General features: G+C 65.4%; 16 protein-coding genes. 8 read left to right on the plus strand and 8 right to left on the minus strand.

Annotated features, from left to right (window positions below):
• Nucleotides 1–61: 61 nt before the first annotated feature.
• Both FZF13_RS01855 and FZF13_RS01860 read left to right on the plus strand, forming a co-directional pair.
• Nucleotides 62–982 (plus strand): ABC transporter ATP-binding protein, encoded by a 921-nt coding sequence (locus FZF13_RS01855; RefSeq protein ID WP_024926511.1) that lies wholly within the window; start codon nucleotides 62–64, stop codon nucleotides 980–982.
• 274 nt (nucleotides 983–1,256) lie between these two features.
• The gene (locus tag FZF13_RS01860; protein WP_024926510.1) at nucleotides 1,257–2,390 is read left to right on the plus strand and encodes an ABC transporter permease; all 1,134 of its coding nucleotides are present in this window, start codon (nucleotides 1,257–1,259) and stop codon (nucleotides 2,388–2,390) included.
• A gap of 51 nt (nucleotides 2,391–2,441) precedes the next feature.
• On the opposite strand, the gene FZF13_RS01865 is transcribed toward FZF13_RS01860, so the two are convergent.
• Nucleotides 2,442–3,422, minus strand: coding sequence for a threonine ammonia-lyase (locus FZF13_RS01865; RefSeq protein WP_024926509.1), 981 nt, complete (start codon nucleotides 3,420–3,422; stop codon nucleotides 2,442–2,444).
• Between the two features lie 217 nt (nucleotides 3,423–3,639).
• Between FZF13_RS01865 and FZF13_RS01870 the strand changes: the two genes are divergently transcribed.
• Nucleotides 3,640–4,089 (plus strand): hypothetical protein, encoded by a 450-nt coding sequence (locus tag FZF13_RS01870; protein WP_024926508.1) that lies wholly within the window; start codon nucleotides 3,640–3,642, stop codon nucleotides 4,087–4,089.
• A 127-nt stretch (nucleotides 4,090–4,216) separates the two neighbouring features.
• Here the strand turns inward: FZF13_RS01870 and FZF13_RS01875 are convergent, their stop codons facing one another.
• Nucleotides 4,217–4,540 (minus strand): hypothetical protein, encoded by a 324-nt coding sequence (locus tag FZF13_RS01875; RefSeq protein WP_024926507.1) that lies wholly within the window; start codon nucleotides 4,538–4,540, stop codon nucleotides 4,217–4,219.
• 183 nt (nucleotides 4,541–4,723) lie between these two features.
• Between FZF13_RS01875 and mbfA the strand changes: the two genes are divergently transcribed.
• Nucleotides 4,724–5,707: an iron exporter MbfA gene (gene mbfA, locus FZF13_RS01880; RefSeq protein WP_024926506.1), complete on the plus strand. Its 984-nt coding sequence runs from the start codon at nucleotides 4,724–4,726 to the stop codon at nucleotides 5,705–5,707.
• 21 nt (nucleotides 5,708–5,728) lie between these two features.
• On the opposite strand, the gene FZF13_RS01885 is transcribed toward mbfA, so the two are convergent.
• Genes FZF13_RS01885 through FZF13_RS01895 form a run of 3 tightly spaced genes read right to left on the minus strand, consistent with a single transcriptional unit; the run spans nucleotide 5,729 to nucleotide 7,337 of the window.
• Nucleotides 5,729–6,085, minus strand: a complete 357-nt coding sequence (locus FZF13_RS01885) for an antibiotic biosynthesis monooxygenase family protein (protein ID WP_024926505.1) — start codon at nucleotides 6,083–6,085, stop codon at nucleotides 5,729–5,731.
• On the minus strand, nucleotides 6,082–7,008 hold the full coding sequence (locus FZF13_RS01890; protein WP_024926504.1) for an alpha/beta hydrolase: 927 nt from the start codon (nucleotides 7,006–7,008) through the stop codon (nucleotides 6,082–6,084). The genes FZF13_RS01885 and FZF13_RS01890 overlap by 4 nt, the downstream gene beginning before the upstream one ends.
• The gene (locus FZF13_RS01895) at nucleotides 7,005–7,337 is read right to left on the minus strand and encodes an NIPSNAP family protein (protein WP_024926503.1); all 333 of its coding nucleotides are present in this window, start codon (nucleotides 7,335–7,337) and stop codon (nucleotides 7,005–7,007) included. The genes FZF13_RS01890 and FZF13_RS01895 overlap by 4 nt, the downstream gene beginning before the upstream one ends.
• A gap of 165 nt (nucleotides 7,338–7,502) precedes the next feature.
• On the opposite strand from FZF13_RS01895, the gene FZF13_RS01900 reads away from it, so the two are divergent.
• A complete protein-coding gene (locus tag FZF13_RS01900) occupies nucleotides 7,503–8,183 on the plus strand; it encodes an ArsR/SmtB family transcription factor (RefSeq protein ID WP_024926502.1) in 681 nt (226 codons plus the stop codon).
• A 19-nt stretch (nucleotides 8,184–8,202) separates the two neighbouring features.
• Here the strand turns inward: FZF13_RS01900 and FZF13_RS01905 are convergent, their stop codons facing one another.
• On the minus strand, nucleotides 8,203–8,760 hold the full coding sequence (locus FZF13_RS01905) for an SMI1/KNR4 family protein (protein ID WP_150978919.1): 558 nt from the start codon (nucleotides 8,758–8,760) through the stop codon (nucleotides 8,203–8,205).
• 323 nt (nucleotides 8,761–9,083) lie between these two features.
• On the opposite strand from FZF13_RS01905, the gene FZF13_RS01910 reads away from it, so the two are divergent.
• The 3 genes from FZF13_RS01910 (at nucleotide 9,084) to FZF13_RS01920 (ending at nucleotide 11,137) form a co-directional block, all read left to right on the plus strand.
• Entirely contained in the window at nucleotides 9,084–9,230 is a 147-nt protein-coding gene (locus tag FZF13_RS01910; protein ID WP_137901158.1) for a hypothetical protein, read from the plus strand.
• A 298-nt stretch (nucleotides 9,231–9,528) separates the two neighbouring features.
• Nucleotides 9,529–9,879, plus strand: a complete 351-nt coding sequence (locus FZF13_RS01915) for a YciI family protein (RefSeq protein ID WP_024926500.1) — start codon at nucleotides 9,529–9,531, stop codon at nucleotides 9,877–9,879.
• Nucleotides 9,880–9,892: 13 nt separating this feature from the next.
• Entirely contained in the window at nucleotides 9,893–11,137 is a 1,245-nt protein-coding gene (locus FZF13_RS01920; protein WP_024926499.1) for an RNA polymerase sigma factor, read from the plus strand.
• A gap of 190 nt (nucleotides 11,138–11,327) precedes the next feature.
• On the opposite strand, the gene FZF13_RS01925 is transcribed toward FZF13_RS01920, so the two are convergent.
• Nucleotides 11,328–11,951, minus strand: coding sequence for a glutathione S-transferase family protein (locus FZF13_RS01925; protein ID WP_024926498.1), 624 nt, complete (start codon nucleotides 11,949–11,951; stop codon nucleotides 11,328–11,330).
• A gap of 195 nt (nucleotides 11,952–12,146) precedes the next feature.
• A complete protein-coding gene (cysK, locus tag FZF13_RS01930; RefSeq protein ID WP_024926497.1) occupies nucleotides 12,147–13,127 on the minus strand; it encodes a cysteine synthase A in 981 nt (326 codons plus the stop codon).
• Nucleotides 13,128–13,218: the final 91 nt, after the last annotated feature.

The following is a 13,218-nucleotide window of genomic DNA, read 5'->3' on the forward strand; positions in this document are numbered from 1 at the left end:
GACTGCCGACTGCCGATTGCCGACTGCCATTCCTCAACCCGACCGCCAGCGGCAGCGCCTGATGTACGCCATCGACGTCAAGAACCTGGTCAAGCGCTTCGGCGACCGCACCGTGGTCGACCATGTCACCATGAGCGTGGCCGAGGGCGAGATCGTCGGTTTCCTCGGTCCCAACGGCTCGGGCAAGACCACCACCATCCGCATGATGTGCGGGCTGCTCACCCCCGACGAGGGCGACGGCACCGTTCTCGGCCACGACCTCAGGACCGAAAGCCTGAAGATCAAGCACGAGGTCGGCTACATGACGCAGCGCTTCTCGTTCTACGAGGACCTGACGATTGCCGAAAACCTCGAATTCGTCGCCCGCCTCTACCGGCTGAAACCGCTGGAGGACCATATCGGCGCGACGCTGGAGGAACTCGGCCTGACCACCCGGCGCAACCAGCTGGCCGGCACGCTGTCTGGCGGCTGGAAGCAGCGGCTGGCGCTCGCCGCCTGCATCATGCACAAGCCGCGCCTGCTTTTGCTGGACGAGCCGACCGCCGGCGTCGATCCCAAGGCGCGGCGCGAGTTCTGGGACGAAATCCATCGCCTCGCCCATGGCGGACTGACCGTGCTGGTCTCCACCCATTACATGGACGAGGCCGAGCGCTGCCACCGCATCTCCTACATTTCCTACGGCAAGCTGATCGCCACCGGCACCGTGGCCGAAGTGGTGGCCAATGCCGGGCTCACCACCTTCATCGTCGCGGGACCCCGCCTCGACCGCCTTTCCGCCGAGCTTACCGGCCGGCCGGGCGTCGACCAGGTGGCGCCGTTCGGCGCGACTCTGCATGTCGTCGGTTCCGACCGCGCAGCACTCGAGCGCGCCCTGGCCGATGTCGAGAAGACGCATGACGGCGTGACGGTGATGCCCGGCGAAACCAGCCTGGAAGACGTCTTCATCCAGTTCATGGCCGGCTCGAAGGACAATATGTCGTGATCGGGTTCTGTGGTGACATGGCGAGATTGATGGCGACCCCTTCTCCCCTTGCGGGAGAAGGTGGCTCGGCGCGCAGCGCCGAGACGGATGAGGGGTGCTGGAAGAAACGAGACGATGCGGAAAGTACCGCGCGTTTCGGTTGCGCTCCCGGTCTCGATAAGCGGTACTCCGTCCAACACCCCTCATCCGACCTCGCCTTCGGCTCGGCCACCTTCTCCCACAAGGGGAGAAGGGATCGCGGGCGACAGCTTCCGACCTTAATCGAGAGCGCGCCATGACCCTGTTCTCCTTCGCCAGGCTCGGCGCGCTTTTGATCAAGGAATTCATCCAGATGCGGCGCGACCGCATCACCTTCGCCATGATGCTGGGCGTGCCGCTCGTCCAGCTTCTGCTGTTCGGCTACGCCATCAACAACGACCCCAAGCGGCTGCCGGCGGCGCTGGTGGCGACCAGCAACGACCAGTACACGCGCGCCATGGTGTCGGCGCTGGAAAACACCGGCTACTACCGTTTCGACCATGTCGCCCAAAGCGCCGAGGAAGCCGAATTCCTGATCGAGAGCGGCACCGTCTCCTTCGTGGTGACGATCCCGGCCGATTTCGCCAGCCGCGTCGAGCGCGGCGACGGCCCGCAGATCCTGATCGAGGCCGACGCCACCGACCCGGCGGTGGCCAGCGGCGCCATCTCGACGCTCGGCACCGTCGCCTCGCAGGCGCTGCTCAGGGCGCAAGGCATGCAGGCGGCCGCCGCCGAGACCGCCAGCAGCCAGCTGCAGGTGGTGGTGCACCGTCGTTACAATCCCGAAGGCGTGTCGCAATACAACATCGTGCCCGGCCTGCTCGGCGTCATCCTGCAGATGACCATGGTGATGATGACCTCGATCGCACTGACGCGCGAAACCGAGCGCGGCACGATGGAGAACCTGCTGGCCATGCCGGCCAACCCGCTGGAGATCATGCTGGGCAAGATCCTGCCCTATCTGGCGGTCGGCGCGGTGCAGGTGGTTGTGGTGCTGTTTACCGCGAAATCGCTGTTTTCGGTGCCCTTCGTCGGCTCGCTGCCGCTGCTGCTCGGCGCCATACTGGTGTTCGTGCTGGCGCTGGTGCTGCTGGGCTACACCATCTCCACCGTGGCGCGCACCCAGATGCAGGCGCTGCAGCTCACCTTCTTCTTCTTCCTGCCTTCGATCCTGTTGTCAGGCTTCATGTTCCCCTATCGCGGCATGCCGGACTGGGCGCAAAGCTTCGGCGAAATCTTCCCGCTCACCCATTTCCTGCGCATCATCCGCGCGGTGATGCTGAAGGGCGCGGATTTTCCCGCCATCGCCGGCGAGGTCGGCTGGCTGGCCTTCTTCGTCGTGCTGTTCGCTGGCCTGGCGCTGGTGCGCTTCCGCCGCACGCTGGATTGAGCGGGTAGTCGGGAAAGTCCTCCTGTCCGTCGCCGTCTGCCGATCCAGAAATCAGGCGGCAGCCAAGATCTTCGCATAGGTGCCAAAGTCGACATTGCCGCCAGACAGCACCACCGCCACGCATTTGCCGGCGAGCTCGATCTCGCCCGACGACAGCGCGGCGAGGCCGACGCAGCCGCCCGGTTCCACCACCAGCTTGAGGTGCGCCATGGCGTCGCGCATGGCCGCCGCTGTCGCCGCGTCCGAGACGGCGACGGAGCCGGCGAGGTTCCGGCGGTTGATCTCGAAGGTGACGATGCCGGGTTCGGCAGTGAGGATGGCGTCGCAGATCGAGTTGTGTCCGGGCTCGATGGCGACACGCCGGCCGGCGGCCAGCGAAAGGCGTGTATCATCGAAATGTTCGGGCTCCGCCACCCAGACATCGGTGCCGGGCGAAGCATCCTTCACCGCCAGCGAAATGCCGCTCGACAGGCCGCCGCCGCCGCAAGGCATGACGACGGCATCGAGGGTGACGCCGAGCGCCGCCGCCTGCCGCATCAACTCCAGCCCGATCGTGCCCTGGCCGGCGATGATGGCGGGATCGTCGAAGGGCGGCACCAGCGCCATGCCACGCTCCATCCAGGGCCGCACCACCGCCATGCGGTCGTCGCGGAAACGGTCGAAACGCACCACCTCGGCGCCCATCCGGCGCACATTGGCGACCTTGGTTTCGGGCGCATCGCTCGGCATGGCGATGACGCTCTTCAGCCCGAAGATGGCAGCGGCGGCAGCCACGCCCTGCGCATGGTTGCCGGAGGAAAAGGCGACGACACCATGGCGACGCTCTTCCTGCGACAGGGACGAAATCTTGTTGTAGGCGCCGCGAAACTTGAACGAACCGGTGCGCTGCAGCGTTTCCGGCTTGAACAGGATGCGGCCGCCAAAGCGTTCGTTGAGCACGCTGGATTCGATCAGCGGCGTCTCGACGATCAAACCGGCGAGGCGGCTGGCGGCGGCGCGGACATCGGCGATTGCAGGGGGCTGGACAGTCATCAGAGGCTTCCCGAACACACATTCGCCGTCATCATGTGCGCCAAGCGCGGCTGAGCGCCATTGAAAAGATGTGACCGTGACAATGTTTGCATGCTTCGCCTTCACGGCTCATCGGGGACATCGGCGGTGCTCACCAATTGTTTCTGCCGTAAGCGAAATCTGACTTGAAACGGAAGACGCCGCCTGACCATTGGGCGGCGAAGAGAGGAGGCCTCCCATGCGCAAGATATTGTCCCTGTCCGCCATCGCCCTCACCATGGCGCTGACCAGCATGCCGTTGGCCACGGCCTCGGCCGAAGAGCTCAACATCCAGATCGGGCCGGACGGTCCGAAGATCGTCACCCGCGACCGCCGCTGCGACCCCGACCGCGAATATTGCGGCGACCGCCGCCGTTCCGACGAATGGCGCAGCGACGACGACAACGGCCGGCGCCGCCGCCCCGACGAGTGGCGCAGCGACCGCGACCGCGGTGACGACGGCGAATACCGCCGCGCCGAATGCAGCCCCAACCGCGCGCTCGACAAGGCCGAGCGCATGGGCCTGCGCCGTGTGCGCGTGGTCGGTGTCGGCCGCCGCACCATCGAAGTGCGCGGCATCACCCGCAGCGGCGACCGCGCCAGCGTGGTGTTCGCCCGCCGCGACCCGCGCTGCCCGGTGCTGAACTAAAATAGGTCGCACGACCTCGAAAACAAAACGGGCGCCCCAGGGCGCCCGTTTTTCATATGCTATCGACAATCCAACCGGGTGATCCGTACGGCCGCCCTTGGCGCCCTTTTGCCGGCCGCCAGCTTGTTCAGCCCAGCAGCACCTTCTTGCGCTTGGCGCCGCCGGCCTTGCGCCAGGAACTGAAGCGATGGGTGGCGGCGGCGAAGGAAATCTTCATCTGCTGCGAAACGGAATAACGCGTCTCGCCCTTGTCGAACATGCGATAGCAGCATTCCACGCCTTCCTTGGTCAGCTTGCCATCCGTCGTCTTGTTGTGCGGATTGGCGGGGTCGAAAGCCTCGACCCTCAGCGCGACCATCTCCTTCAGCCGTTTCAAATCCGCCTCGATCGATACGATGAGGTCGAGAACGGGTTTGGGGTCGAAGGATTTTTCGCGCTTGGCTGCCGTCATGCGAAGAAGCTCCTGCCTTTGTTTGCACCGATGCGGGCTGCCCTTCGATATAGGCAAACATTCGCCGATAAAAAGACAACTCACATTTTTGTGCACGCCACGCCCCGCGCAGGCGTCGCGCCGGTTGACCGCACCGTATTGATTGCATAGTTTAGAATAATTCTAAACTAGAGACATCCCATCATGCTTTCCCGTGTCTTCGGTTTCGGCCGCCGCCCCTTTTCCTCGCTCTCGGAACAGGAAATCCTGGCGCTCGCCATCTCCTCGGAAGAGGACGACGCGCGCATCTACCGCTCCTACGCCGAAGGGCTGGAAGCCGATTTCCCGAGCTCCGCGCGGCTGTTCGATGAAATGGCGACGGAAGAGGACAAGCACCGCGCCATGCTGATCGAACTGCACCGCAAACGCTTCGGCGAACGCATTCCGCTGATCCGGCGCGAGCATGTGAAAGGCTATTACGAGCGCAAGCCGGACTGGCTGGTACGGCCGCTCGGCATCGACAAGGTGCGTCACCAGGCCGAGGAGATGGAGCGGCAGGCGCAGCTTTTCTATCTGGAGGCCGCCAAACGCACTTCCGACGCCTCGACCCGCAAGCTGCTCGGCGACCTAGCAGCGGCCGAACAGGGCCACGAAAACCTCGCCCACAAGCTCGAACAGCGCTATGTGCCGGGCGAAGTGCGCGACCAGGAGGCGGCGACCGAGCGGCGGCAGTTCATCCTCACCTATGTGCAGCCGGGTTTGGCCGGCCTGATGGACGGTTCGGTCTCGACGCTGGCGCCGATCTTCGCCGCCGCCTTCGCCACGCACGACACCTGGCAGACCTTCCTGGTCGGTCTTTCGGCCTCGATCGGCGCCGGCATTTCGATGGGCTTCACCGAGGCCGCGCATGACGACGGCAAATTGTCGGGGCGCGGCTCGCCGCTGAAGCGGGGGCTCGCCAACGGCATCATGACGACGCTGGGCGGCCTCGGCCACGCTTTGCCCTATCTCATCACCGATTTCTGGACCGCGACGACGGTGGCGGCGATCGTGGTGTTCTTCGAATTGTGGGCGATCGCCTTCATCCAGAACCGCTACATGGAAACGCCCTTCCTGCGCGCCGCCTTCCAGGTGGTGCTTGGCGGCGCGCTGGTCTTCGCCGCCGGCGTGCTCATCGGCAATGCCTGACCAGCCGGCGCTTCGCCGCCGCTAGAGCGCCGCGCCGTCATGCACGCCCCGGCTGTCGGCCGGGGCCTCCGCGCGTTCGAACATGCCGTAGTCCCGCACCACATGGGCGATGCGCAGGCGGTAATCCGCAAAGACGCCGCCGCGCCCGGCTTTCTGGGCCTGGCGATGATCCTCGGTGTTGCGCCATTGTTTCACCGCCTCCTCGTCGCGCCAGAACGACAGCGACAGGACGTGTGCCGGATCGGACAGGCTCTGGAACCGCTCGATGGAGATGAACCCGTCGATCCCGTCGAGAAGCGGACGCAGATTGGCGGCGATGCCGAGATAGGCGTCACGCCTGCCTTCCGCCGGGGTGACTTCGAAAATGACGGCGATCATGGGTTCGTTTCTCCTGTGAGGAAACGGCCGACCGTTTCAAACAATGCCGCGCGGCCGGTTTCAAGATGCATCAGATGGGTGCCTTTCGGAAGCTTGCGGTCGAGCTTGACCCGGCCTCCCAGCCGCCCCATCAGCCAGGCGGCGTCGGCGTCGTTGGAAACGCTGTCCCATTGACCGCGCACGATCAGCGTCGGCGCCTCGATGCGTGACGGGTCGTAAGGCAAGCGGCCAGCCCATGCGGCGGCGATGTCGGCCACCGGACCGGACGGGATCTGGACGGCAGGCGGCGTGCGTGCCCCGCTTCGGGGATCCGTGGCGAGATAGGCCGGCCCCCAGGATGCGAGTTGCGGCTCGATCAGGACAGGCGGATGCCCCGCCGGCACGTCCTCGACAAAACGCGACAGCTGGTCGGCAATCGACACCAGGCGCCAGCCCGGAAAATCCGCAACCGTCTGCCCGGTTGCCTCGCGCCGCGCGATCGGCCCGAAAAGCGCCAGGCGGTCGACCGTCTCCGGCCTGGCCGCCGCGTAACGCCCGGCGACAAGCGAGCCCCACGAATGCGCGATCAACGAAACCCGCGAACCGCCGGTGGCGGCCAGCACATGTGCGACGACCCGGGCAAGCTGCCGGCAGGCCGCCGGCGCGCGACCGCCGGGCGGCCGACCAACCGGCGAGCGCGAAAAGGAAGCCGGACGGCCGGAACCGCCATAACCGGCAAAATCGAAGGCCCACACATCGAAGCCGCGCCGATGCAGGTCGTCCATCCAGGAATGGCCTTCGAAGCGGTAGGCGACCGACAGCGCCGAGGGAAACGTCGCGCCATGGACGTAGAGGACCGCCGGACCTGCCGAGACCAAACGCCTGACCAGCAATCGCGGTTCGCCGGCACCGCCGGCCAGCATGAAAACGTCGCCCGATATCACGGCGTCACCAGCGGCGCATGCGGCACTGAGGCCAGTTTCAGGAAGATGCGGTCTTCCTTGAGGATGAACCGCTCGCGCCGGGCGAATTCGAAATTGGCCTTGCCCTCGGGGTCCTTGGCGAGACGGGCGCGATAGGCTTCATAGGCCGCGAGATTCTCGACCGTATAGAGCGCGTAGGCGGTGGTGGCCGAACCTTCATGCGGAGCAAAATAGCCGATCAGATCAGCGCCGCAGCGTGGAATGGCCTGCCCCCAGGCGCGTGCATACTCCTCGAACGCATCCTTCCTGAACGGGTCGATCTCGTAGCGGGTGAAGCAGGTGATGCTCATGGTCGTCTCCTTATGGGTTGATGCCGATGCTTCGAGCGCGATCGAAACATTGCCTGGCAAAGATCGTTAGAGTGTCAGCAGTCCGCATCGGCGGCGCTGCCGTCTCCTTGAACTGCCACCAGATTAGTGCTTCCCTGGCGATAATGCTTTGATGGAGATCGAACTATGAAAGACGGACCGGACATTGCCCGCGTCGCCAGCCTGGTCGGCGACCCGGCACGCGCCAACATGCTGACCGCGCTGATGACTGGTTCGGCGCTGACGGCGAGCGAACTGGCGCTGGAAGGCGGCGTTGGCCTGGCCACCGCCTCGTCGCACCTCGCCAAGCTGATCGAGGGCGGGCTGCTCACCGTCGCGGCCCAGGGCCGGCACCGCTATTACGGCCTCGCAGGACCGCAGGTGGCGTCGATGCTGGAAGCGATCATGGGCGTCGCCGCCGGCGCCGGCCCGAAACGGGCCCGGCCCGGCCCCCGTGAACCCGCCATGCGCGAGGCGCGCGTCTGCTACGATCATCTGGCCGGCGAACATGCCGTCAAGATGCTGGACGGCTTCCTTGCCCGCGACATACTGGTGCGGGACGGCGGGGCGATCGGGCTTGGCCCGAAGGGTGCCGCGCATTTCGCCGCCGTCGGCATCGACGTTGGCGATCCCGGCCCTTCGCGCCGGCCGGTCTGCCGCGACTGTCTCGACTGGAGCGTGCGCCGCTCGCATCTGGCCGGACGGCTGGGCGCCGCCATCCTCGACAAGATCCTCGCCGAGAAATGGGCGCGGCGCGAAAAGGACAGCCGCGTCGTCACCTTCTCGCCAAAGGGCCGCGTGGCCTTCGAGAAGGCGTTTTTGGCCTAGCGCTACCTGACGACGACGCTCACTTGCGCCGAAGGTTGCTCACAAAGGCGGTAAAGGACGAGGCCAGGGGCAGGACATAACCCCAATCGTCGGCGGAGGCTTCTTCCAGGGTCCACTCGTTGTTCTCGGGTGCAAGCTCGTGATCGACAAAGCAGAGCTTGCCTTCATTGCCCTCGTCGAGCCTGAGGCAGATCGGGTTGCCGCCATGGTCGTTCATGATCCACAACAGATCCTTGCGGAGCGGCCAGGGTGGAGATTTCCAGTTGTGCAGCAGGGAATAAACCGGGTCCTCCTGCAAACCGCCGACATCCTGCACGTAACCGGCCCAGACGCCGTTCGAAAAATCGAACGACACTGTCTGGCGGCAGATGCCGCCGGCGCATGCCAGGAGGAAGGCGCAGTAGTCGTCGGGAAGATAGATGCCCGTCGTCTCCTCGAACCGCTGCAGGTCTTCCGGCCGCGCCGGGCGTTCGCCCGCCGGATTGATACAATCGATAAACCGCCACATGTCCATTGCGCATCCTCTCAGGTCAGGCCCGATACGTTTCGGCGGTGCGCAAGGCGTGCGCGGCGGCAAGATCGGAGGCTCATTTAGAACCGCTCTGCCTCCCCCCGGGCAAGATCCCACCACCCTCTCCACGCCAAAAAAAGCGCGCTCTCACTCCGAACCCGAACCGCGCTTTTTCGAGTCCCAAACGAAAGCCGGTGTGGCGCGAAAACAACACCATCCGGCAAGGCGTCAAAAAGCACCAAAACACCGCTAATCCGCCACTTTCCGGCCACGATCGGGAAAGGTTTTGCCCGAAGATTAACATCCCGTTCACCGACTATTCACGCCTTCTCGTTAGGATGCATCCAATTCGGACCGGGCATCCGAAAATCGAGACAGGGAATAGAGAAATGACCATCTGGAGCCAGTTCAAGGGCTACGCCGCCGCCATCCGCGAATTCATCGCACCGACCTACCGGCCGGAGCGTCATTACATGCGCGGCCCGGGCCCGGCCTGCGCCCGCCGCGCCCATACGCTCGGCGTGAGCGCCCATTGATGACGCTCGAGAGCCGCCACGACAGCCGGGTTGCCCGCCCCGCTGGTGATCATCGCACGACCACCTACCGGCCGCAGCGCCCGGCGGTTGCCGCGCGCGTCTGAGGCACGCCGGCGCCGGCTCGAGCCGCGTCGATTTCCGCATGAATTGAACCGCCGGCGTCCTCCCGCGCCGGCGGTTCTGCTTTTTTCGACCGCCATCGAAGAAAATTTTCCAACCACTGTCGAAATCGGGCAAGCTCGCGCGACATTCGTTCGGCTGGCAACGATGCGGCCTTTGAAAAAGTGGGAGATTTCCGATGCAATACATCCTTCTCATCCATGCCGACGAAACGGCTTTCGCCAAGATGACGCCCGAGATGGTCGGGCTGATGACCGAGCCCTACCAGGCCTACAACGCGGCACTGGCCAAGGCCGGCGCCATGGTGGCGGGCGAAAGGCTGCAGCCCTCGCATGCCTCGACCACGGTCCGTATCCGCGACGGCAAGACCGAAGTGCTCGACGGCCCCTTCGCCGTCACCAAGGAACAGCTCGGCGGCTTCTATCTGATCGAGGCGCCGGACCTCGACGCGGCCCTTGCCTGGGCGGCGCGCTGCCCCGCCGCCAGCCATGGCACGGTCGAGGTGCGGCCGATCTGGCCGACGCACTGACCGTACGCCGCCGATGACGGACAAGGCAGCCCTGGCGCGGGCGGCGGCGGAAACGGCCGCCCGCCACAGCTATGGCAAGCTGGTCGCCTTCCTCTCGGCCCGCTCGCACGACGTCGCCGGCGCCGAGGACGCGCTGGCCGACGCCTTCGCCAAAGCCCTGGCGACATGGCCGGTTTCCGGCGTGCCGGCGCATCCCGAGGCCTGGCTGCTCACCGTGGCGCGCCGTCGAGCCACCGACCAGCACCGCCGCCGCCAGACCAACGAGGCGGCGCACCCCCACCTGAAGCTGATCAGCGAGGAGATGGAGGAGGAGGCCGTGCGCGAAAAACTGCCGGACGACCGTCTCGGCCTGATCTTCGCCTGCGCGCATCCGGCCATCGAGCCCGGCGTGCGCGCACCGCTCATCCTGCAGACCGTGCTCGGCCTCGATGCCGCCACCATCGCCTCCGCCTTCCTGGTCTCGCCGGCGACGATGAGCCAGCGGCTGGTGCGAGCCAAGGCGCGTATCCGGGAGGCCGGCATTCCCTTCCGCATTCCGGAACGGGCGGAATTCCCCGAGCGGCTTTCAGCGGTGCTGGAGGCGATCTATGCCGCCTTCGCCGAAGGCTGGACCGACCCGGCCGGCACCGAGACACGGCGCCGCAACCTGGCGACCGAGGCGATCTGGCTCGGCCGGCTTGTCGCCGGACTGATGCCGGACGAGCCGGAGGCGCTGGCGCTGCTGGCGCTCATGCTCTACGCCGAAGCACGGCGCGGCGCCCGCCGCGACGCCAGCGGCGACTTCGTGCCGCTCAGCGAGCAGGACATGGGCAGCTGGGATACCAAGCTGATGGGAGAGGCCGACGCGCTGCTGAGGCACGCCGGCCATTCGCGCGAACTCGGCCGCTACCAGATCGAAGCGGCGATCCAGTCGGTGCATGCGGCGCGGCGCTTCACCGGCGTCACCAACTGGCAGGCGCTGTGCAGTTTCTACGACGCGCTGGCGCTGGTCGCCGGTTCGCCCGTGGTGGCGATCAACCGCGCCGTGGCGATCGCCGAGACGCAAGGAGCGGCCGCCGGGCTTTCGGCACTGGACGCCATCGGCGACGATCGCCGCATTGACGACTATCAGCCTTACTGGGCGGCGCGGGCCGGCCTGCTGCGCGACCTCGGCCGCGCCGACGAGGCAAGGCAGGCTTATGAACGGGCGATCGGGCTGGAGCGCGACGAGTCCGTGCGGCGGTTCCTCACGGCAAAGCAGGCCGCGCTGGTCAATTGAACAAACTTCGAAGAAAACCGCCGCGATGCGATCGGAATGGACGCATTTTGCGCGGAAATTGCCCTGGGTGAATTCGTTTGGCGCCGCGTGGCGCCGAAATTTCCGCAAGCCCTTGGTTCCGCTTGCCAAAATTATTTGACTCTGGGCGCCTTGGGGCCGAATTATCCACATCGGCCCCGATTTCCGCGCCTCAGGCAGCCCACATCTCGTGCGGATCGTTGAGGGCGGCAAGCATCGGATCGGCGCGCAAGCGGGCGCAGACCCGCTGGACATTCGGCCAGGTCGGAAGCTTGTCGAGGCCCGGATACCAGCACACCAGCATCAGCATATAGATGTCGGCAATGGTGCGGCTGTCGCCAACCAGCCAGTCGCGGCCGGCCAATGCACGGTCCAGGACACTGATTTCCTTATCCATTTCGATGATGGCGGCTTTCTTGACCGCTTCGATGCCGGCGGTGTCGGTGGTCGAGCGGTGCGGGTAATAATAGCGCAGATTGGCCATGTAGACGGAGGACGTCATGAAGGCCAGCCAGCGCAGGAAGTCCGCCCTGCCTGGCTCTCCCGCCACCGGCCCGAGCCCGGCATTGGGGTGCAATTCGCCCAGAAGAATGCAGATCGCCGCCGTTTCCGGCACGGCGTGACCGTCCGGCAGCACCAGCACCGGCACCTGGTTCATCGGGCTGATCTTCAGGAATTCCGGATCGGGCTCGGCGCGCTTCGGCACCTCGATCTGCTCGAACGGCACGCCGGCGATTTTCAGCGCCGCCTCGATGACGAAACCGCCGGAGCCGGCGCGGGTATAAAGCTTGTACATGTGATCCTCCCAATCCGGACTCAAACCGGACGGGAGAGATGTGCACCGGAAGCCGTGGCGCGCTCAAGCCGCGCCACGGGTTTTTTCGAGAGGTCCAGTACGACCGCCTCCTCCCCAAAAAGGGAGGAAAACGATCATGCCAGCGTACCGGGAAGGAGAATTTCTCCAACCCTTCCAGTCAGTTGGAGGAGAACCTCAGGCTCCGAGCCCTTCGAACAGTACGGTCGACAGATAACGCTCGGCGAAGGACGGGATGATGACGACGAGGTTCTTGCCCTTGTTCTCGGGGCGCGAGCCGACGACGATCGCGGCCTGCAGCGCGGCACCCGAGGAGATGCCAACCGGCACGCCTTCGAGGCGGGCGACAAGCCGGGCGTTGGCAATGGAATCCTCGTTCGAAACCTTGACGATCTCGTCATAGACGGTGGTGTCGAGGATTTTTGGGGCAAAGCCCGCGCCGATGCCCTGGATCTTGTGCGGGCCGGGCTGGCCGCCCGACAGCACCGGCGAGGCATCCGGCTCGACCGCCACGACATGTAGCGAAGGCTTGCGCTGCTTGATCACCTGGCCGACGCCGGTGATGGTGCCGCCGGTGCCGATGCCGGCAACGAAGATGTCGATTTCGCCATGGGTGTCGTTCCAGATCTCCTCGGCCGTGGTCTGGCGATGGATTTCGGGATTGGCCGGGTTCTCGAATTGCTGCGGAATGACGGCGTCCGGCAGCGAGGCGGCGAGCTCGTCGGCCTTGGCGATTGCGCCCTTCATGCCTTTCGGCCCCTCGGTCAGCACCAACTCGGCGCCGAGCAGCGCCAGCATCTTGCGGCGCTCCACCGACATGGTCTCCGGCATGGTGAGGATGAGCTTGTAGCCCTTGGCGGCCGCGGCGAAAGCCAGCGCGATGCCGGTGTTGCCCGAGGTCGGCTCGATCAGCGTGGTCTTGCCCGGCGTGATCTTGCCGGCCTTTTCGAGGGTTTCGATCATAGCGACGCCGATGCGGTCCTTGACCGAGGCGATCGGGTTGAAGAATTCCAGCTTGGCGATCAGGTTGGCGACAATGCCCTTTTCCTTCGCGAACTTGTCGAGCCGCACCAGCGGCGTGTCGCCGATCGTCTCGGTGATGGAGTTGTAGACGCGGCCGCGACCGGGGACGCGGGATGAGGAGACAGGTTTGTTCATTGGTTTTGCTCCCTGAGACGAGGCTGGCTTATGCGGTTTTTCAACACAGGAAGATAGGCCGCCACCGGAAAATATCCGAGTGGGCGGCGTA

This window comes from Mesorhizobium terrae (assembly GCF_008727715.1).
GTDB lineage: Bacteria > Pseudomonadota > Alphaproteobacteria > Rhizobiales > Rhizobiaceae > Mesorhizobium > Mesorhizobium terrae.

Excerpts from the sequence above, each read along its gene's own strand:
- FZF13_RS01920 (WP_024926499.1), top strand. The coding sequence starts at position 9,893 with ATGACGGACAAGGCAGCCCTGGCGCGGGCGGCGGCGGAAACGGCCGCC.
- FZF13_RS01900 (WP_024926502.1), top strand. The coding sequence starts at position 7,503 with ATGAAAGACGGACCGGACATTGCCCGCGTCGCCAGCCTGGTCGGCGAC.
- FZF13_RS01870 (WP_024926508.1), top strand. The coding sequence starts at position 3,640 with ATGCGCAAGATATTGTCCCTGTCCGCCATCGCCCTCACCATGGCGCTG.
- FZF13_RS01860 (WP_024926510.1), top strand. The coding sequence starts at position 1,257 with ATGACCCTGTTCTCCTTCGCCAGGCTCGGCGCGCTTTTGATCAAGGAA.
- FZF13_RS01875 (WP_024926507.1), bottom strand. The coding sequence starts at position 4,540 with ATGACGGCAGCCAAGCGCGAAAAATCCTTCGACCCCAAACCCGTTCTC.
- cysK (WP_024926497.1), bottom strand. The coding sequence starts at position 13,127 with ATGAACAAACCTGTCTCCTCATCCCGCGTCCCCGGTCGCGGCCGCGTC.
- FZF13_RS01895 (WP_024926503.1), bottom strand. The coding sequence starts at position 7,337 with ATGAGCATCACCTGCTTCACCCGCTACGAGATCGACCCGTTCAGGAAG.
- FZF13_RS01910 (WP_137901158.1), top strand. The coding sequence starts at position 9,084 with ATGACCATCTGGAGCCAGTTCAAGGGCTACGCCGCCGCCATCCGCGAA.
- FZF13_RS01855 (WP_024926511.1), top strand. The coding sequence starts at position 62 with ATGTACGCCATCGACGTCAAGAACCTGGTCAAGCGCTTCGGCGACCGC.
- FZF13_RS01925 (WP_024926498.1), bottom strand. The coding sequence starts at position 11,951 with ATGTACAAGCTTTATACCCGCGCCGGCTCCGGCGGTTTCGTCATCGAG.
- mbfA (WP_024926506.1), top strand. The coding sequence starts at position 4,724 with ATGCTTTCCCGTGTCTTCGGTTTCGGCCGCCGCCCCTTTTCCTCGCTC.
- FZF13_RS01885 (WP_024926505.1), bottom strand. The coding sequence starts at position 6,085 with ATGATCGCCGTCATTTTCGAAGTCACCCCGGCGGAAGGCAGGCGTGAC.
- FZF13_RS01915 (WP_024926500.1), top strand. The coding sequence starts at position 9,529 with ATGCAATACATCCTTCTCATCCATGCCGACGAAACGGCTTTCGCCAAG.
- FZF13_RS01865 (WP_024926509.1), bottom strand. The coding sequence starts at position 3,422 with ATGACTGTCCAGCCCCCTGCAATCGCCGATGTCCGCGCCGCCGCCAGC.